Here is an 18,995-nt window from a genome sequence, read left to right as displayed (position 1 = left end):
TCTCCGCGACTGATGCCCGCCGCCCGCGAGCGGTTAACGGGGCTTTATGAAATAAGCATGGCGCTAAAGCCGGCCGGAAGCGAGGGGACGCGGGAAAATATGAAATTTCGCAGATGCGGGCGAACCCCCCGTTGCCGGGGGGAGAAGGTCAGCGGATTTTCACCAGGGTGCGGCCGGTGATTTGGTTGTTCAGCAGCGCGGCGGCGGTGGCCGGCGCCTGCTCGAGGGCGATTTCATGCGTGGCCTGCTGATAGAAGCTGTCCGGCAGAATGCCGGCCAGCCGTTCCCAGGCGGTTTGGCGGCGGTGCAGCGGCGTATGCACCGAATCCACGCCCTGCAGGCGCACGTTGCGCAGAATGAACGGCATCACGGTGGTCGGCAGTTGATAACCGCCCGCCAGGCCGCAGGCGGCGACGGTGCCGTTATAGTTCATCTGCGCCAGCACCCGCGCCAGCAGTTTGTCGCCGACGGTGTCCACCGCGCCGGCCCACAGCTGTTTCTCCAGCGGACGCGGCGTGTCGATATAGCCATCGCGCGACATGACCTCTTTGGCGCCGAGCGCTTTCAGGTACTCGGTATTGCTGTCGCGGCCGCTGATGGCGGTCACCCGGTAACCCAGCGCCGCCAGCAGGGCGATGGCGGTGCTGCCCACGCCGCCGCTGGCGCCGGTGACCAGGATATCGCCGTCGTCCGGGTGCACGCCGCCTTCTTCCAGCGCCATCACGCACAGCATGGCGGTAAAGCCGGCGGTGCCGATGATCATCGCCTTGCGCTCATCCAGGCCGTTCGGCAGCGGCACCAGCCACTCACCGGAGACGCGCGCCTGCTCGGCCAGGCCGCCCCAATGGTGTTCGCCCACGCCCCAACCGGTGAGCACCACGCTTTGCCCCTCTTTGAAGCGATCGTCGCGGCTGTGGCGCACGGTGCCGGCGAAGTCGATGCCCGGCACCATCGGGAAGTTGCGCACGATCTTGCCTTTGCCGGTGATCGCCAGCGCATCTTTATAGTTCAGGCTTGACCAGTTGATGTCGACGGTGACATCGCCTTCCGGCAACCGATCGCTGCCGATATCTTTGATATGAGCCAGAGTTTGGTCGTCTTGTTGTTCCAATAACAGTGCACGCATGTCACTCTTCCTCTCGTTTACACTTTTCTATCAATGGCTGAATCACATTTATTTGACTATATGCATAATAAGCGGCCCAAGTCCTGATAAAGGACAAAAACGGCGCTTGCAGGTTTAATTCCTCGGCAAGGCTTGTTAGGGTTGGACGGCCCCTTTTAGCTAAAGGGTGAACACTCACTTAACCATAGCGGACAAGGCACAGGGATGCGATTTACCACCAAACTCTCTGCATTGATCACTCTGTTGGTCGCGCTGGCGATGTTTTTGATGCTGATGGGATGCTCATACAGCTTCTTTTACGTTACCCAGGATCGCCAGGAGCGCCGCTTTGATTCGCTGGTCACCTCTCTCGATCAAGCCATGTTGCAGGAATCGCCGCGCGATCAGGAGAAATGGTTGCCGATTGTCATGCGTCCGCTCGGCATTGTGTCGATCCGCGTAGAGGCCGGTACCAGCAAGCTCCTCGACTATAAATTGCCGACGCTGAAAAAAGAGCCCTGGGATGCGCTGAACGGCTATCGTCAGGTCTCGCGAACTCTGTTGCAGCACCCGGGCAGTACGCTGCACATCACCTACCTCGATCCCTTCGCCAGCGACGTGCGCACGCTGCAATCCACCGCCGCCGTCACGCTGTCGATCGTCGTCATGGTGGTGGTTTTGCTGTTCAGCCTGCGCTGGCTGCGTGAGCAGGCCGACGGCGAAGATCGTCTGGAACGCCGTGCGCGGCGCATTCTGAACGGCGAGCGTGAAAACGTCATGCAGGGCGACGTGCGTGAGTGGCCAGCCAACGTCAGCGGCGCGCTCGACCGCCTGCTGGCCGATCTGGCGGAAGCGCGGGAAGAGCGCAGCCGGGTCGATACGCTGATCCGCGCCTTCGCCGCGCAGGATGCCAAAACCGGGCTGAATAATCGCCTGTTTTTCGATAACCAATTGACCACTCAGTTGGAAGATGAAGGCTCGCACGGCATCGTGATGATGGTGCGGCTGCCCGACTTCGAGACCCTGCGCGAGACGCACGGCAGCATGGCGGTGCAAGAGCTGATGTATTCGCTGGTCAACCTGCTGTCTACCTTCGTGATGCGCTACCCGTCGGCGCTGCTGGCGCGCTACTTCCACAGCGATTTTACCGTGCTGTTGCCGCATCGAACCCTGAAGGAAGCCGACGGCATCGCTTCACAGCTGGTCAACGCCATCGATGCCTTGCCTTCCACGGCGCTGATCGATCGCGAGGCCTTCCTGCACATCGGCATCGTGGCGTACCGCAGCGGTCAAACCACCGAGCAGGTAATCGACTATGCGGAGCAGGCGACGCGCCACGCTACGCTGCAGGGCGAAAACGGGTGGTATGTGTACGACAGCCAGGTGCCGGAAAAGGGGCGCGGCAGCGTCAAGTGGCGCACGCTGCTGGAACAGGTGCTGGCGCGCGGCGGCCCGCGGCTGTATCAGAAACCGGCGGTGACCGTGGAAGGCGAGGTGCACCATCGTGAGATCATGAGCCGGATCTATGACGGCACCCAGGAATTGCTACCGGCGGAATATATGCCGCTGGTGCAGCAGTTGGGGTTGGCGGAGAGTTACGATCGCCAACAGGTGAGCCGCATCATTCCCTTGTTGGCGCAGTGGCCCGAGGAAACGCTGGCGTTTCCGCTGTGCGTGGACTCGATTTTGCAGCGCTCTTTCCAGCGCTGGCTGCGCGATACGCTGTTGCAATGCGAAAAAAGCCAACGTCGGCGAATTCTGATTGAACTTGCGGAGGCAGATGTGTGTCAACATATCGACCGTTTGCGTCCGGTGCTGAGGCTGTTGTCAGGGCTGGGCTGCCGTCTCGCGGTGTCCAAAGCGGGGTTAACCGTGGTCAGTACGTCCTATATCAAGTCGCTGCAGGTGGAGATCGTCAAGCTCCACCCGGGGCTGGTGCGGAGCATTGATAAGCGGGACGAAAACCAGCTGTTCGTGCAGAGCCTGACCGGCGCCTGCGCGGGCACGCGTGCTCAGGTGTTCGCCGCCAGCGTACGTACGCGCAACGAATGGCAGACGCTGAAAGAGCGGGGGATCCACGGCGGGCAGGGCGACTTTTTCGCATCGCCGGAACCTATCGACGCGGGGCGTAAAAAATATTCACGTCGTTATCGTGTTTAAGCTGATTGCCGGACAAAAATTGACGTAGAATGAGCGCCGGATCCATCTGGGCCATGTCACCCGTCATTTTGGAGTTTTCTCCAATCTGCCTGCGACAACGACGCCTATTTGAGATAGGCTCTTGTCAGCTTTTATCTGGTTGGCGTTGGTAGGTGCTTACCATCGGCGGCAATCAGGGAATATGTTAGATTTTATGAGCTGTGTTACGCCGTTTCGTGCGTTGACAGGGTGGTAAACTGAGCCTTTGTTCAGGGAATTCAGGCCTCATCCAATTTCCGTGCATTCGAGCAGAAACAATACAGACTATTTTTCACCGAAGTAGAACGTTTTTGCGCCTTGTCGCTGCTTCGTGTGGTTGGTAAAGTAGGCGGATTTTATTTTCCGCCCCCAGCTTGCAGGATTATCCTTTCGTTATGTTTAAGAAATTTCGTGGCATGTTTTCCAACGACTTGTCCATCGACTTGGGTACCGCCAATACCCTGATTTATGTTAAAGGGCAAGGCATCGTACTGAATGAACCTTCGGTGGTTGCCATTCGTCAGGATCGTGCCGGCTCCCCAAAGAGCGTCGCGGCCGTCGGTCATGACGCCAAACAGATGCTGGGCCGCACCCCCGGCAACATCGCGGCCATTCGCCCGATGAAAGACGGCGTGATCGCCGATTTCTTCGTGACTGAAAAAATGCTGCAGCACTTTATCAAACAGGTTCACAGCAACAGCTTTATGCGCCCAAGCCCGCGCGTGCTGGTCTGTGTGCCGGTCGGCGCGACCCAGGTTGAACGCCGCGCTATCCGCGAGTCCGCCCAAGGGGCCGGCGCGCGTGAAGTGTTCCTGATTGAAGAGCCGATGGCGGCGGCGATCGGCGCAGGTCTGCCGGTCTCCGAAGCGACTGGCTCCATGGTGGTGGATATCGGTGGCGGTACCACTGAAGTGGCGGTGATCTCGCTGAACGGCGTGGTGTACTCTTCTTCCGTGCGCATCGGCGGTGACCGTTTCGATGAAGCCATCATCAATTATGTGCGCCGCAACTACGGCTCGCTGATCGGCGAAGCCACCGCAGAGCGCATCAAGCACGAAATCGGTTCTGCCTACCCGGGCGACGAAGTGCGCGAAATCGAAGTGCGCGGCCGTAACCTGGCTGAAGGCGTACCGCGCGGCTTTACCCTGAACTCCAATGAAATCCTCGAAGCCCTGCAAGAGCCGCTGACCGGTATCGTCAGCGCGGTGATGGTTGCGCTGGAGCAGTGCCCGCCAGAATTGGCCTCCGACATTTCCGAACGCGGCATGGTATTGACCGGCGGCGGCGCGCTGCTGCGCAACCTTGATCGCCTGCTGATGGAAGAAACCGGCATTCCGGTCGTGGTGGCGGAAGATCCGCTGACCTGCGTGGCGCGCGGTGGCGGCAAGGCGTTGGAAATGATCGACATGCACGGCGGCGATTTGTTCAGCGAAGAATAGTCAGCCCCAGGAAGGAGGAATCGTATCGGATGAATGCGCACAGCGAAAATCGGGTACGGTTCCTCTTTCTGTTGTCGAGGAACTCGCATAATTTATGAAGCCGATTTTTAGCAGGGGGCCTTCCCTGCAACTGCGACTTTTTTTGGCGGTGATTGCGGCCATTGGCCTGATCGTTGCCGACAGCCGGCTCGGCACGTTCGTGAAGATACGCAACTACATGGACACCGCAGTCAGCCCTTTCTATTTTCTGGCCAACGGGCCACGTAAAGTTTTGGACAGCGTGTCAGAGACACTGGCCACCCGCCAACAGCTGGAGCTGGAAAACCGCGCTCTGCGGCAGGAACTGCTGCTGAAAAACAGCGATATTCTTCTTCTTGGCCAATTCAAGCAGGAAAACGCCCGCTTGCGCGAGCTGCTGGGTTCTCCGCTGCGCCAGGACGAACACAAGATGGTCACCCAGGTGATCTCCACCGGCTCCGATCCTTACAGCGATCAGGTCGTTATCGACAAAGGGTCGGACAACGGCGTCTATGAAGGCCAGCCGGTGATCAGCGACAAGGGCGTGGTTGGCCAGGTGGTGGCGGTGGCGAAAGTCACCAGCCGCGTGCTGCTGATCTGCGACGCCTCGCACGCGCTGCCGATTCAGGTGCTGCGTAACGATATTCGAGTGATCGCCGCGGGCAGCGGCTGCGCCGACGATCTGCAACTGGAGCATCTGCCGAACAACACCGATATCCGCGTTGGCGACGTGCTGGTGACCTCCGGCCTCGGCGGCCGCTTCCCGGAAGGCTATCCGGTGGCGGTCGTTTCCTCGGTCAAGGTCGACAATCAGCGCGCTTACACCGTGATTCAGGCGCGGCCGACCGCCGGTCTGCAGCGCTTGCGCTACCTGCTGCTGCTGTGGGGCGCCGATCGCAACGGCGACATGCCGCTGCCGCCGGACGAAGTGCACCGCGTCGCCAATGAGCGCCTGATGCAGATGATGCCGCAGGTGTTGCCGCCTGCCGGTTCCGTTGGGCCGCAGCTGCCCGCACCGGCCACCGGCGTGGCGCCGCAACCCGCCGGCGCTACGCCATCGGCTCAGCCTGCCGCGGCGGGAGTGGTGCAATGAACAGTTACCGCAGCCACGGGCGCTGGATCATCTGGCTGTCGTTCCTGGTGGCGTTGGTGCTGCAAATCATGCCGTGGCCGGAGCAGATCTACATGTTCCGGCCTTCCTGGCTGGTGCTGATCCTGATCTACTGGGTAATGGCCTTGCCGCATCGTGTCAACGTCGGTACCGGCTTCGTGCTGGGGTTGATTATGGATCTGATCCTCGGCTCTACGCTGGGCGTACGCGCGCTGGCGCTGGGCATCATCGCCTATCTGGTGGCGTTCAAATTCCAACTGTTCCGCAATATGGCGCTGTGGCAACAGGCGCTGATCGTCGTGCTGCTGTCGCTGTCGATGGATGTGGTGGTGTTCTGGGCTGAGTTTTTAGTGATCAACGTCTCTTTCCGCCCAGAGGTATTCTGGAGTAGTGTGGTAAACGGCATTTTGTGGCCGTGGTTATTCCTGTTGATGCGCAAAATCCGCCGTCAGTTCGCCGTACAGTAAGGGTATATCAATGACTTCGCTTTATCTGGCCTCCGGCTCCCCACGTCGACGTGAACTGTTGACCCTGTTGGGCGTGTCGTTTGACATTCTGCTGACGCATACCGAAGAGCAGCGCCGGGAAGGCGAAGCCGCAGAGGCCTATGTGCGCCGTCTGGCGCAGGACAAGGCCAAGGCGGGCGTGGCGCTGGCGCAGGAAGATCGGCCGGTGCTGGGCGCAGACACCATCGTGGTGCTCAACGGCCGGGTGCTGGAGAAGCCGCGCGACGAAGCCCATGCGGCGGACATGCTGGCGGCTCTGTCGGGCAAACAGCATCAGGTGATGACGGCGGTGGCGATCGCCGATCGCCACGACGTGCGCTGCCAGCTGGTGGTGACCGACGTGACGTTCCGCAGCCTGTCACAACAGGATATCCGCGACTATATTGCTACGGGCGAACCGATGGATAAAGCGGGCGCCTATGGAATTCAAGGAAAGGGTGGTTGTTTCGTCAGAACGATAACCGGGAGTTATCACGCGGTGGTCGGTCTGCCGCTGGTCGAAACACATGAGCTGCTCAGTAATTTTGTCGCATTACGTGATGTAAGAACCGGTTGATGGGCGCTGCCATTATCGACCGGCTCTGAGGAGAAGGCATGACAGCTGAGCTACTGGTTAATATCACACCGTCTGAAACGCGGGTCGCCTATATCGATGGCGGCATTCTGCAAGAGATTCATATCGAACGCGAATCCAAACGCGGCATCGTCGGCAATATCTATAAAGGGCGCGTTAGCCGCGTCCTGCCGGGGATGCAGGCGGCGTTCGTCGACATCGGCCTGGACAAGGCCGCCTTCCTGCACGCCTCCGACATCATGCCGCATACCGAATGCGTCGCCGGCGACGAGCGGAAAAACTTTCATGTGCGCGACATCGCCGAGCTGGTGCGCCAGGGGCAAGACCTGATGGTGCAGGTGGTGAAAGATCCGCTCGGGACCAAGGGCGCGCGTCTGACCACGGATATCACGCTGCCTTCGCGCTATCTAGTCTTCATGCCGGGCGCGGCGCACGTCGGCGTTTCGCAGCGCATCGACAGCGAAGCCGAGCGCGAGCGCCTGAAGTCCATCGTTGCGCCGCACTGCGACGAGCTGGGCGGCTTTATTATCCGCACCGCGGCGGAAGGCATCGGCGAGGAAGAGCTGGCGCAGGATGCCGCGTTCCTCAAACGCCTGTGGACCAAGGTGATGGAGCGCAAGAAGCGCAACCAGACCAAATACAAGCTGTACGGCGAGCTGGCGCTGGCGCAGCGCATCTTGCGCGATTTCGCCGGCGCGGCGCTGGATCGCATTCGCGTCGATTCGCGGCTGACGCACGATCTGTTGGTGGAGTTTACCGGCGAGTACATCCCGGACATTACCAACAAGCTCGAACTCTACACCGGCAGCCAGCCAATTTTCGATCTGTACGACGTGGAAAACGAAATCCAGCGCGCGCTGGAGCGCAAGGTTGAGCTAAAGTCCGGTGGCTATCTGATCATCGATCAGACCGAGGCGATGACCACCGTCGATATCAATACCGGCGCCTTCGTCGGCCACCGCAACCTCGACGAAACCATCTTCAATACCAACATCGAGGCGACGCAGGCCATCGCGCGCCAGCTGCGGCTGCGCAACCTGGGCGGCATTATCATCATCGACTTTATCGATATGAACAACGAAGAGCATCGCCGCCGGGTGCTGCACTCGCTGGAGCAGGCATTGAGTAAAGATCGGGTAAAAACCACGATCAACGGCTTCTCTCAGCTAGGCTTAGTTGAAATGACGCGTAAACGCACGCGTGAAAGCATTGAACATGTGCTCTGTCACGATTGTCCTACTTGCAATGGGCGCGGCACCGTGAAAACGGTGGAAACCGTGTGCTACGAGATCCTGCGCGAGATTGTACGCGTGCACCATGCTTACGATTCCGATCGCTTCCTGGTGTACGCCTCCGCGGCGGTTGGCGAAGCGCTGAAGAGCGAAGAGTCGCATGCGCTGGCCGAAGTGGAGATCTTCGTCGGCAAACAGGTGAAGGTGCAGATCGAACCGTTGTACAGCCAGGAGCAGTTCGACGTCGTCATGATGTAGCCCGCCCGACATCGGTAGGGGCCCGGCACGCCGGGCCCGTCAGTGCATAGATATTCCCGTTGCCAGGCAGCGGAGCAAGGAGAACTGCGTGAGGCGACTGCCTGGGATTCTGTTAGCAACAGGCGCCACCCTAATCGTGATTGTGGCGCTGCTGATCAGCGGGCTGCGCCTGATGCTGCCGAAGCTGAACGACTATCGTCCCCAACTGCTGGCGCAGGTGGAGAAGCTATCCGGTGTGCCTGTGCAGATGGATTTCCTGCAGGGCAGTTGGGAAACGTTCGGCCCACAGCTTGAAGTGCGCAACCTGAGCGTTACGCTGCCCAAAAGCGATGTGCATATCGAACGCGTGACGCTGGCGCTGGACGTGTGGCAATCCCTGCTGCACTGGCGCTGGCAGTTCCGCGATCTGACCTTCTATCAATTCCGCCTCGATCTGAACGCCACGCTGGGCGGCGATCGTGAGGGCGACGGCCTTGAGCCCGGTAAAATCAGCGATCTGATGCTGCGCCAGCTCGACCATTTCGATCTGCGCGACAGCCGTATCTCGTTCCTGACGCCCGCCGGCGCGCGCGCCGAATTCGACATTCCCCAACTGACCTGGCTCAACGGCCGCGATCGCCACCGCGCCGAGGGGCAGATCAGCCTGTCGACGCTGAACGGCCAGCACGGTGTGGTGCAGCTGCGCATGGACCTGCGCGATAATCAGGGCCTGCTGGACACCGGCACGGTCTATCTGCAGGCCGATAACATCGACATGAAACCCTGGTTTACCCGCTGGCTGCGCGCCAACACCGGGCTGGAAAGCGCCGACTTCAGCCTGGCGGCCTGGCTGCAGGTGCAAAACGGCGAGATCGCCGGCGGCCATGCGTTGCTCAAGCAGGGGGCGGCCAACTGGAATACCGGCGCCGCGCAGCACCGGCTGGACGTCGACAATCTGGCGCTTTCGCTGCGCCGCCAGGGCACCGGTTGGCAGCTCGACGTGCCGCAGTTGCGGTTGAGCACCGACGGCCAGGCCTGGCCGCAGGGCGCGCTTTCCGCGCTGTGGCTGCCGGAAAACACCGAATTTATGGGGCCGGCGCAGAATGAAGAGCTGCGGGTGCGCGCGACCCATCTTCAGTTGGAGCGTCTGTCGGCGCTGCTGCCGACCTTCTCGTTCCTCAGCCCGGACGTGCTCGATCGCTGGAACGATCTGCAGCCGCAGGGGCAGGTGGAAGCGCTGGCGCTGGACATCCCGCTCAAGCAGCCGGAAAAGAGCCGTTTTCAGGCGCTGTGGCGCGATGTCAGCTGGCAGCGTTGGGAACTGCTGCCGGGCGTCAACCACTTCTCCGGCGCGTTGAGTGGCGGGGTGGAGAACGGCCGCCTGACGCTGGGGCTCACCGACAGCACCCTGCCTTACGGCGACATGTTCCGCGCCCCGCTTGAAATCAGCAGCGCGCGTGGCGCGCTGACCTGGCGTTACAACGATCAAGGCTGGGAGCTGGCGAGTCAGGGGCTGGACGTCAAGGCGAAGTCGCTGTGGGTCAACGGCGATTTCCGTTATCAGCAGCCGGCCAAGGGCGATCCGTGGCTGAATATCCTGGCGGGCATCCGCCTGTATGACGGCGCCGACGCCTGGCGCTATTTCCCGGAACCGCTGATGGGCAAGCATCTGGTGGACTACCTGGGCGGCGCCATTCAGGGCGGCCAGGTGGATAACGCCACGCTGATTTATTCCGGCGATCCGCAGCATTTCCCGTACCGCAAAAACGAAGGGCAGTTCGAAGTCTTCGTACCGCTGCGTCACGCCACCTTCCAGTTCCAACCGGGCTGGCCGGCGCTGACCGATTTGGCGATCGATCTCGATTTCGCCAACGAGGGGCTGTGGATGCATGCGCCGCAAACCCGCTTGGGCAAGGTGGCGGGCAAAAATATCAGCGCGGTGATCCCGGATTACCTGAAAGAGCGGTTGCTGATCGACGCCGAAGTCGCGGGTGCGGGCAGCGACGTACATGACTACTTCATGCAGACACCGTTGCACGATTCGCTGGGGGCGGCGCTGGATCAGCTGCAGATTGGCGGTGATGTCAGTGGGCGCTTACATCTCGATATCCCCCTGGACGGCGAGCAGGTCAGAGCCACCGGTGAAGTGGCGCTGAACAACAATTCGTTGCTGATAAAACCGCTGGAAAGCGAGCTGCAGAAGCTCAGCGGCAAGTTCCGCTTCGACAATGGCAATCTGGAGAGCGACACCCTGTCGGCCAACTGGTTCGGGCAACCGGTGGCGGTCAATTTCACTACGCAGGAAGGCGAGCGTGACTACAAGGTCAACGTCGGTCTGAAAGGAGACTGGCAGCCGGGCAAGTTCCCCGGCCTGCCAAAAGAGGCCGCCGATGCGCTCAGCGGCAGTGCGCCCTGGCAGAGCCAGGTGGCCATCACGCTGCCGCATCAGGGCTCGGCCAGCTACGATATCGGCCTTGACGCAGACCTGAAGAAAGTGAGCAGTCACTTACCTTCGCCACTGGACAAGGCGTCGGGAGAGGCGCTGCCGGTGAACGTCAAGGTCAAAGGCGGTTTGAACGGCTTTATGTTGACCGGCAGCGCGGGCAAACAGAACCGCTTCAACAGCGAATGGAACTTCGATAAAAAACAGGTGAACCTGGCGCGCGCCGCCTGGCAAACCAACGGGGGCGGCACCCCGCCTCTGCCGGCCGGCAAGTCGATGACGTTGAACCTGCCGGCGCTGGACGGCGAGCAGTGGCTGGCGCTGTTGGCACCGGCGCTGAAACAGGGCGGCGGCAGCGGTCAGGTGGGCGGTTTCAGCTTCCCCACCACCGTGGCGCTGACCACGCCGCAGCTGCTGTTGGGCGGCCAGGCCTGGCATAAGCTGACGCTGTCGGCCGAGAAACAGCTTGGCGCTACCCTGGTGAGCGCCAAGAGCGACGAAGTGGATGGTAGCCTGCGGGTGGCCGATCGCGGGCCGTGGCGCGCCGATATCAACTACCTGTATTACAACCCGCAGTTCGCAGAGACGAAAAACGCGGCGGGCACGCCGCCGCCGTCGACCGAGAACGTTTCCTTCCGCGACTGGCCTTCGTTGATGCTGCGCTGCAAATCGTGCTGGGTGCTGGGGCAGAACCTCGGCAGGGTCGAGGCGGATCTGACCAATCGGGGCGATACCCTGACGCTGGATCACGGCCTGGTCGATACCGGCAAAGGGCGCATGACCGCCACCGGCCTGTGGAAACAAAATGCGCAGGAAGAGCGCAGCTCGCTGAAAGGCAAGCTGCTTGGCGGCAAGATCGATGAAACCGCCGCCTTCTTCGGCATCACCATTCCGCTTAAAGGCGCGCCTTATGACGTGGATTTCGATCTGTACTGGCATGGCACGCCGTGGCAGCCACGGGTCGATACGCTGAGCGGTGCGCTGCAGGTCAAGATGGGCAAGGGTGAAATCGACAGTATGGGCGGTGGCCGTGCCGGTCAGCTGCTGCGGCTGGTCAGTTTCGATGCCCTGCTGCGCAAGCTGCAGTTCGATTTCAGCGATACCTTCGGCAAAGGCTTCTACTTTGATTCCATCCGCAGTACCGCCTGGCTGAAAGATGGCATAATGCATACAGATAATCTATTGATCGACGGCCTGGCGGCGGATATCGCCATGAGCGGCCAGATCGATCTGGCGCGCCGCCGCATCGATATGGAAGCGGTGGTGGCGCCGGCGATTTCGGCGACGGTCGGCGTGGCCACGGCGTTTGTCGTTAACCCGATCGTCGGCGCGGCGGTATTTGCCGCCTCGCAGGTGCTGGGGCCGCTGTGGAGCAAGATTTCGCTGATTCGCTACCATATCAGCGGCGATCTCGACCAGCCGAAGATCAATGAGGTACTTCGTAAGGCAAAGGAGGATAAGGCGTCATGAGGAATGCTAACGTTGCGTTGTTGCAGTTGTGCAGTGGCGATCAGGTGCGCGATAACCTGGCCCAGATTGAACAGCAGATCAAGCAGCTCAATGCCGGGGTAAAACTGGTCATGACGCCGGAGAACGCGTTGTTGTTCGCCAACTCCGCGGCCTATCGCCAACAGGCGGAAAAACAGGGCGATGGTCCGCTGCAGAACGCGGTGCGCGAACTGGCGCGCCGTTATGGCGTGTGGTTGCTGGTGGGCTCGATGCCGCTCGTCAGCCGTGAGAACCCGGAGCTTATCACCACCAGCAGCCTGTTGTTCGACGAGCAGGGCGAGATCCGCGCCCGCTACGACAAGCTGCACATGTTCGATGTGGACATCAACGACGCGCACGGCCATTACCGCGAGTCGGATACCTACCAGCACGGGCAGCACCTGACGGTGGTGGATACGCCGGTCGGGCGTTTGGGCATGACCATATGTTACGATCTGCGCTTCCCTGCGCTGTTCCAGGCACTGCGGGCGCAGGGCGCCGAACTGATTTCGGTGCCGGCTGCCTTTACCCGGGTGACCGGCGAGGCGCATTGGGAAATCCTGCTGCGCGCCCGGGCGATCGAAAACCAGTGCATGATCCTGGCGCCGGCGCAGGTGGGGCGCCACGGGCCGACCCGCCGCACCTGGGGCCACTCGATGGCTGTCGACGGCTGGGGCAAGGTGTTGGCCGAGAACGCGGACGCCGTGGCGGCACTGAAGGTGCGTGTGGACGCCGCAAGCCTGAAAAATATTCGTGCGCAGATGCCGGTGCTGCAGCACAACCGATTCCAGACGTCGCTGACGGCGCCGTCTGACAAGTAATCCTCCAATCAAGAGTGAAACCATTATGAGCCTGACGTTTGTCAGTGAGCAGTTACTCGCTACCAACAAGCTGAGTCATCAAGACCTGTACAGGGTACTGGGTCAACTGGCAGAACGCCGTATCGACTACGCCGATCTCTATTTCCAGTCCAGCTATCACGAAGCCTGGGTGATCGAGGACGGCATCATCAAGGATGGCTCTTACAATATCGACCAGGGCGTCGGCGTGCGCGCCGTCAGCGGCGAGAAGACCGGCTTCGCCTATGCCGATCAGATCACCCTGAATGCGCTGCAGCAGAGCGCCCAGGCGGCGCGCAGCATCGTGCGTGAGCAGGGCGACGGGCGGGCGCATACTCTGGGCGAAATCGGTTATCAGGCGCTGTACCCGCTGCTCGATCCGTTGCAAAGCCTGCCGCGCGAAGAGAAAATCGCCCTGCTGCACCGCGTCGACAAGGTGGCGCGCGCCGCCGATGCGCGGGTGCAGGAAGTGAACGCCAGCATCACCGGCGTTTACGAGCAGGTGCTGGTAGCCGCCACCGACGGCACGCTGGCAGCGGACGTTCGCCCGCTGGTGCGCCTTTCCGTCAGCGTGCTGGTGGAGCAGGACGGCAAGCGTGAGCGCGGCTCCAGCGGCGGCGGCGGCCGTTTCGGCTATGACTACTTCCTGGAAGCCGTCGACGGCGAGGTGCGCGCCGATATCTATGCCCAAGAGGCGGTGCGCATGGCGCTGGTCAATCTTGGCGCAGTGGCGGCGCCGGCCGGCAATATGCCGGTGGTGCTGGGGGCCGGCTGGCCAGGCGTGCTGCTGCACGAGGCGGTGGGCCACGGCCTGGAAGGCGACTTCAACCGGCGCGGCACCTCGGTGTTCAGCGGCCATATGGGCGAGCTGGTGGCGTCCGAGCTGTGCACCGTGGTGGATGACGGCACCCTGCAAGGGCGCCGCGGCTCGCTGGCGATCGACGACGAAGGCGTGCCGGGCCAGTACAACGTACTGATCGAAAACGGCGTGCTGAAAGGCTACATGCAGGACAAGCTCAACGCGCGGCTGATGGGCGTTGCGCCGACCGGCAACGGCCGCCGCGAGTCCTATGCGCATCTGCCGATGCCGCGCATGACCAACACCTACATGCTGGCGGGTAAATCGACGCCGGAAGAGATCATCGCCAGCGTCGAGTACGGTCTGTACGCGCCGAACTTTGGCGGCGGCCAGGTGGACATCACCTCCGGCAAGTTCGTGTTCTCCACCACCGAAGCCTATCTGATCGAGAAAGGGCGTATCACCAAGCCGGTGAAGGGGGCGACGCTGATCGGCTCCGGCATCGAGGCGATGCAGCAGATTTCGATGGTCGGCAACGATCTGGCGCTTGATAAAGGCGTGGGTGTGTGCGGCAAGGAAGGCCAGAGTGTGCCGGTGGGCGTCGGCCAACCGACGCTGAAACTGGACACGCTGACCGTCGGCGGCACGGCGTAATTTTTCCTCAAGGGGCCGCATTGGCCCCTTGTTCATTCCCCATTTTGAGTTTTCTCTCGCCCGCGCAAAGAGTGCTGTGCGGCGATGATGCCGAGAAAGATGACGATGGCGTGCTTTGGTGTGTCTACCCGGCGTTGGCTGCTGGTGCTGGGGGTTCTCTCCTTGACGGGGTGCGCCCGTTCCGATGCGCTGTGGGGCGTGGTCGATAAGCTCTGCATGGCCAACTATCAGCAAAAGCGCGATCCGGCCCCGTGTGAGCAGATTTATATGCCGCAGGGGAAAGCGCAAGGCTTCAGCGTGCTGCAAAACCCGCGTTATCCCTATCACTTCATCCTGGTGCCGACGGCGCCGCTCTCCGGTATTGAAAGCCCGCAGCTGCTGGCCGGGGAACGGACGGACTATTTTGGCTATGCATGGCTGATGCGTTACCGGTTGGCCGCCGAGTATGGCGGGCCGGTGCCGGATGATATGTTGGGCATGGCGATCAACTCCGCTTACGGCCGTAGCCAGAACCAATTGCATATTCACCTGACCTGTCTGCGCGAAGATGTTCGGCGTCAATTGCAGGCGGAACGCCCCTACATACAGGAACAATGGCGGCCTTTGCCGGATAAGCTGTTGCGCCACACTTACTATGCCCGACGCGTGATGCAGCCAACCGCGATGGGCATTTACCCGATTAAGGATCTGGCGGGTTATTTCCATCTGTCGCCGCAGCAGCTGGCGGAATATGGCGTGGCGTTAGTGCCCACCACGTTTGCCGGCCAACGGGGTTTTATCTTGCTGGCCTCGAAGCGCGGCTGGGACGTTGGCAACCGCGCTTCGGTAGAGTCGCTGCTGGATAAAGAGTGCGCGATATTGCCGCGTTGATTTTACTACATAAAATGACACAGGTGAGAGCGACGAGGCATCGCTCTCACCTTGTTGTCCCTACCTAAACCGCGCATCCCGAGAAAACAGAAAAGCGGCTTCCCGCAGGCGAGCCTCGGCTTGTGCCTGATCCCCCTGATAGCGCAAGATCATGATCAGCGTGGCGTAGACGTTGGCGTCGATGCGGCGCTGCAGATAGGCATTGGCCCACTGCCGATAGCCGGTCAACAGGGCATCATCGCGCGTTTGGTTATAGACCAGCAGCGCGTGAGATTGCTCGTCGAACGTTTTGCGCTCCCGGTAGATCCAGGCGGCCGGCGGCGGCATCTGCTCGATGCTGTCGATGGAGGCCAGCATCGTGCGCTCCGATTGGGTGAGCGCCATGCGCCCTTGCCAGGCGAAGACCGCCATCACTAACACGCCGAGCGCCGCCATTGCTACAGGCAGACTTAGGGCTTTGGCTAACGGCAGCGGGCGTGGGGCGCCGGTTTGGCCGTCCAACAGTGCCAGCAGCAGCAGAAACGCCAGCCAATGCGGCGCAGACAGATAGAAAGGGTATTCCAGTTGGGTGTGTATCAACATTGGCAGCAGCACCAGAAACAGCCCGACGCGCGCACCGGCCGGCGCTTCGCGATCCCGTTGCCAGGCGCGTTTCAGCAGCAGCGCGCCGGCGACGATGACGATAGCGATACCTGCCAGCGCCGGCAGGCCGCCCTCAACCCACCACAGCAGGATTTCATTGTGCGGATGCCCGGCGACTTCCAGCACTTCTCGCCAGGGCATTGTCTGCAGGCGGAAGTGCGCGAAGCTGTATTCAAAGCCGCCATAGCCCCAGCCCAGCAGCGGTTTGGCGAAAATCATGGCGACGGTGTCTTGCAGCATGGTCAGACGTGAATAATTAGAGCCTTCGCGTGCGATGAGACCTGCGCGGCCATCCAGGCCAAAGCCGGTGAACAGCACCGTCAGACCGATCGCGGCGCCCAGCAGCAGCGCGCCACCCGCCCAGCGGCTTTCGAGCGTGCGGTGGCGGGCAAAGCGCCACAGCAGTAGCAGCGCCGCCAATGCGGCCCCCAACCAGGCGGCGCGCGACTGGATCAGCACCAGCAGGGCTGAGAACGCGGCCAGCAGCGCGAGCAGCGGGATTTGCCGCCGCCGCGTTGGCGCAGAGAGGGGAGCCAGCAGCTGCCAGAGCGCCAAAGCCAACCCGGTGGCGATAAAGCTGCCCAGCACGTTCGGTTGCTGAAAGACGCCGTAGACCCGGCTGCCGTTAGGGGATACCCAAGCCAGCGCGGGGGCGAACAGTTGCAGAGCCGCCAGCAGTGCCTGAACGCCGACGGCGAACAGCAGACCGTACAGCAACAGGTTGCGCTGCCTGGGGGTTAGGCGCAGCTGCAGGCAGGCGACATAGAAAAGCCAACCACCGAGCAGACCGGCGCAGCGCCACAGGGCGTCTTCGCGCCACTCGGAGCGAGTATACAGCAGCGGCAGCGCCAGCACGGCGATGCCGAGCAGCAACAGGCGTGCGGTGGGGGTCAGCGAAAGACGGGTACGGCCAAGGCAAACGGTGAACGTCACTATCAGCGTGGTGAGCGCCATGACGGCCCAGGCCAGAATGTTTTGCGGCAGCGCCAGACCGTCGCCGCCCATATTGGGGTAATAAATCGGCAGGATCACCGTCATCCAGATCAGCAGCAGGGGCAGCACGGCGATGGTCGCTGCGTTAGCGGAAGATTTATCGGCCATGGTTAACCTGCCATGGCCTGATAGCGTTTATTGAATGCATGTTTTTATTATTCCCTTTCCTTTGTCCTGATATTGAAATGCGTGTAATGTTCAATTCGCAAATGTCTCACGGGAAATTTAAACCGTCTTTATGGTGAAGCGATAAATAATGTTTGCCCTGAGAATGCGCGAGGCTGTGTACCCAAAGAAAGTTTAAGCCGTATTTTTCACCCGCAAAAGGTATGTTTGTTGTTTGCAAAAACAGACGCGCCATTTTCTCAAATCTATTGTGATTCAGTCAATTCATTATCTAATTCTTGTTTTTATCAATTGAAATCAAATGGTTGGTTGTGATTTCTACGTGCGCGAATATCGTGGAGTATCCCGGCAATGGCCTATATTGGCAGGCCCTGTGAAGAATAGAAGAGGTATCTGCTTTTTTAATTGATGTCGTCAGTGTCGGCGCGACGGCGGAAATTTATCTCATCGTTTCTCATTGCTGATTTTTAAATTCAATGTGATTTTCATTTTATTATTTTTATTAGGATTCTTCTTGTCTTTATCTGTTTTTTTAAATTTTCATGAAATGATTTATTATTAGGATTGTTCTGCTGCATTGGAAATAAAAGCAGTTATGACTTGAGCCTCCCCGTTGCCGCGGCAGAATACAGACTAACGCGCTTGCCCAAGCGCGTTAGTCTCGTCTCTTGTGCGCTTACTCCACGTCGCCGATCCGTTCCAGCGCATCCACCACCAGATCCCAGAATTTATCCTGATCCAGTTTGACCGCGACCTGGGTGTGGCAGTCCGGCGGCGGCGGCGCGCGGAAGTCCGCGACCGTCATGCCCAACGTCAGGGTGCCGGTCAACTCGATATCCACCGGCGCTTTGCGCACCGACATGACGCTCGGATCGATCACATAGGCCACCGCGCAAGGATCGTGCACCGGCGGGGCACTGAAGCCCTGCGCCTGCCGGTACATACGGCCAAAGAATGCCAGCAGTTCGCCGACGAAGGCGGCCGGCCGGGTGCCGAGGGCGGCGATGCGTTCGCAGACTGCCGGCGTGGCCAAAGCCTGGTGAGTGAGATCCAGCCCGACCATGGTCAGCGGCCATTTTTCGTTAAATACAATGTGCGCCGCTTCGGGATCGATTTTGATATTGAACTCCGCCACCGCGCTCCAGTTGCCCACATGGTAGCCGCCGCCCATCAGCACCACTTCCTTGACCCGCTCGGCAATGCGCGGCTCTTTACGCACCGCCATGGCGATATTGGTCAGGCCGCCGGTAGGCACCAGCGTCACGCTGCCGGGCGGGTGGGCCATCACGGTCTCGATGATCAGATCCACCGCGTGGCGCGAGTCCAGCTGCAGGTGGGGTTCCGGCAGCACCGGGCCATCGAGGCCGGAATCGCCGTGAATGTCGGGCGCCACTTCGATATTGCGCACCAGCGGGCGCGGGCAGCCGGCGGCGAAGGGTACGCCGGTGATATTGGCGATGCGGGCCACCGCCAGCGCGTTGCGCGTCACTTTGTCCAGCGTTTGGTTACCCACCACGGTCGTGACCGCCAGTAGGTCGATCTGCGGATTGCCCCAGGCCAGCAACAGGGCGATGGCGTCGTCATGCCCCGGGTCACAGTCCAGTATGATTTTTTTCATGGTTATTCCTGATGCAGGGAGAGGTTTCCGCAGCATAACGCAGCGCGGTGGCGTGGGATAATGCCGATGGTGCTTTTGTTAACGGCATCAAAGCCTTGCCACTTTTACGATGTAATGAAACGT

Annotated in this window: 13 protein-coding genes; 10 read left to right on the top strand and 3 right to left on the bottom strand. The window is 60.7% G+C overall.

Translation table 11 applies throughout. From position 1 onward, the window contains the following. Nucleotides 1-148: 148 nt before the first annotated feature. Nucleotides 149-1,126, bottom strand: coding sequence for an acrylyl-CoA reductase (NADPH) (gene acuI / locus ACJ8HA_RS18710; protein ID WP_004936902.1), 978 nt, complete (start codon nt 1,124-1,126; stop codon nt 149-151). A gap of 204 nt (nt 1,127-1,330) precedes the next feature. Here acuI and csrD point away from each other — a divergent pair, with 204 nt between their 5' ends. From csrD to ACJ8HA_RS18660, 10 genes are all read left to right on the top strand, one after another. Beyond that, nucleotides 1,331-3,265: an RNase E specificity factor CsrD gene (gene csrD / locus ACJ8HA_RS18705; protein ID WP_025304421.1), complete on the top strand. Its 1,935-nt coding sequence runs from the start codon at nt 1,331-1,333 to the stop codon at nt 3,263-3,265. 413 nt (nt 3,266-3,678) lie between these two features. Further along, nucleotides 3,679-4,722 (top strand): rod shape-determining protein MreB, encoded by a 1,044-nt coding sequence (gene mreB, locus ACJ8HA_RS18700; RefSeq protein WP_003855260.1) that lies wholly within the window; start codon nt 3,679-3,681, stop codon nt 4,720-4,722. A 94-nt stretch (nt 4,723-4,816) separates the two neighbouring features. After that, nucleotides 4,817-5,833, top strand: a complete 1,017-nt coding sequence (mreC, locus tag ACJ8HA_RS18695) for a rod shape-determining protein MreC (RefSeq protein WP_025304420.1) — start codon at nt 4,817-4,819, stop codon at nt 5,831-5,833. Then, nucleotides 5,830-6,318 carry a rod shape-determining protein MreD gene (mreD, locus tag ACJ8HA_RS18690; RefSeq protein WP_004936918.1) on the top strand — a complete coding sequence of 163 codons (489 nt, stop codon included), beginning with the start codon at nt 5,830-5,832 and terminating at the stop codon, nt 6,316-6,318. Before mreC ends, mreD begins: the two co-directional genes overlap by 4 nt. A 10-nt stretch (nt 6,319-6,328) precedes the next feature. Next, on the top strand, nt 6,329-6,913 hold the full coding sequence (locus ACJ8HA_RS18685; protein ID WP_004936921.1) for a Maf family protein: 585 nt from the start codon (nt 6,329-6,331) through the stop codon (nt 6,911-6,913). A 38-nt stretch (nt 6,914-6,951) separates the two neighbouring features. Beyond that, nucleotides 6,952-8,421: a ribonuclease G gene (gene rng / locus ACJ8HA_RS18680; RefSeq protein ID WP_025304418.1), complete on the top strand. Its 1,470-nt coding sequence runs from the start codon at nt 6,952-6,954 to the stop codon at nt 8,419-8,421. A gap of 88 nt (nt 8,422-8,509) precedes the next feature. After that, nucleotides 8,510-12,313 (top strand): AsmA2 domain-containing protein YhdP, encoded by a 3,804-nt coding sequence (yhdP, locus tag ACJ8HA_RS18675; RefSeq protein ID WP_342117262.1) that lies wholly within the window; start codon nt 8,510-8,512, stop codon nt 12,311-12,313. Further along, nucleotides 12,310-13,152 (top strand): deaminated glutathione amidase, encoded by an 843-nt coding sequence (gene nit1 / locus ACJ8HA_RS18670; RefSeq protein WP_038629939.1) that lies wholly within the window; start codon nt 12,310-12,312, stop codon nt 13,150-13,152. Before yhdP ends, nit1 begins: the two co-directional genes overlap by 4 nt. A gap of 25 nt (nt 13,153-13,177) precedes the next feature. After that, entirely contained in the window at nt 13,178-14,623 is a 1,446-nt protein-coding gene (gene tldD, locus ACJ8HA_RS18665) for a metalloprotease TldD (RefSeq protein WP_049208303.1), read from the top strand. 120 nt (nt 14,624-14,743) lie between these two features. After that, a complete protein-coding gene (locus ACJ8HA_RS18660) occupies nt 14,744-15,493 on the top strand; it encodes a CDP-diacylglycerol diphosphatase (RefSeq protein WP_240275318.1) in 750 nt (249 codons plus the stop codon). A 60-nt stretch (nt 15,494-15,553) separates the two neighbouring features. On the opposite strand, the gene ACJ8HA_RS18655 is transcribed toward ACJ8HA_RS18660, so the two are convergent. Both ACJ8HA_RS18655 and uriH read right to left on the bottom strand, forming a co-directional pair. After that, nucleotides 15,554-17,236: a Wzy polymerase domain-containing protein gene (locus tag ACJ8HA_RS18655; RefSeq protein ID WP_442515438.1), complete on the bottom strand. Its 1,683-nt coding sequence runs from the start codon at nt 17,234-17,236 to the stop codon at nt 15,554-15,556. A gap of 694 nt (nt 17,237-17,930) precedes the next feature. Next, a complete protein-coding gene (gene uriH, locus ACJ8HA_RS18650) occupies nt 17,931-18,872 on the bottom strand; it encodes a uridine-preferring nucleoside hydrolase UriH (RefSeq protein WP_025304397.1) in 942 nt (313 codons plus the stop codon). Between the last annotated feature and the right edge of the window lie 123 nt (nt 18,873-18,995).

This window comes from Serratia sp. CY33802, assembly GCF_052169095.1.
Taxonomy (GTDB): Bacteria; Pseudomonadota; Gammaproteobacteria; order Enterobacterales; family Enterobacteriaceae; genus Serratia; species Serratia bockelmannii.
Note: the sequence above shows the minus strand (reverse complement) of the source record. Positions and strands in the feature narration are given on the sequence as shown.

What these genes read in the sequence shown, in the direction of transcription:
- tldD (WP_049208303.1), top strand. Translation starts at nt 13,178, where the DNA reads ATGAGCCTGACGTTTGTCAGTGAGCAGTTACTCGCTACCAACAAGCTG.
- mreC (WP_025304420.1), top strand. Translation starts at nt 4,817, where the DNA reads ATGAAGCCGATTTTTAGCAGGGGGCCTTCCCTGCAACTGCGACTTTTT.
- nit1 (WP_038629939.1), top strand. Translation starts at nt 12,310, where the DNA reads ATGAGGAATGCTAACGTTGCGTTGTTGCAGTTGTGCAGTGGCGATCAG.
- ACJ8HA_RS18685 (WP_004936921.1), top strand. Translation starts at nt 6,329, where the DNA reads ATGACTTCGCTTTATCTGGCCTCCGGCTCCCCACGTCGACGTGAACTG.
- acuI (WP_004936902.1), bottom strand. Translation starts at nt 1,126, where the DNA reads ATGCGTGCACTGTTATTGGAACAACAAGACGACCAAACTCTGGCTCAT.
- ACJ8HA_RS18655 (WP_442515438.1), bottom strand. Translation starts at nt 17,236, where the DNA reads ATGGCCGATAAATCTTCCGCTAACGCAGCGACCATCGCCGTGCTGCCC.
- csrD (WP_025304421.1), top strand. Translation starts at nt 1,331, where the DNA reads ATGCGATTTACCACCAAACTCTCTGCATTGATCACTCTGTTGGTCGCG.
- uriH (WP_025304397.1), bottom strand. Translation starts at nt 18,872, where the DNA reads ATGAAAAAAATCATACTGGACTGTGACCCGGGGCATGACGACGCCATC.
- mreB (WP_003855260.1), top strand. Translation starts at nt 3,679, where the DNA reads ATGTTTAAGAAATTTCGTGGCATGTTTTCCAACGACTTGTCCATCGAC.
- rng (WP_025304418.1), top strand. Translation starts at nt 6,952, where the DNA reads ATGACAGCTGAGCTACTGGTTAATATCACACCGTCTGAAACGCGGGTC.
- mreD (WP_004936918.1), top strand. Translation starts at nt 5,830, where the DNA reads ATGAACAGTTACCGCAGCCACGGGCGCTGGATCATCTGGCTGTCGTTC.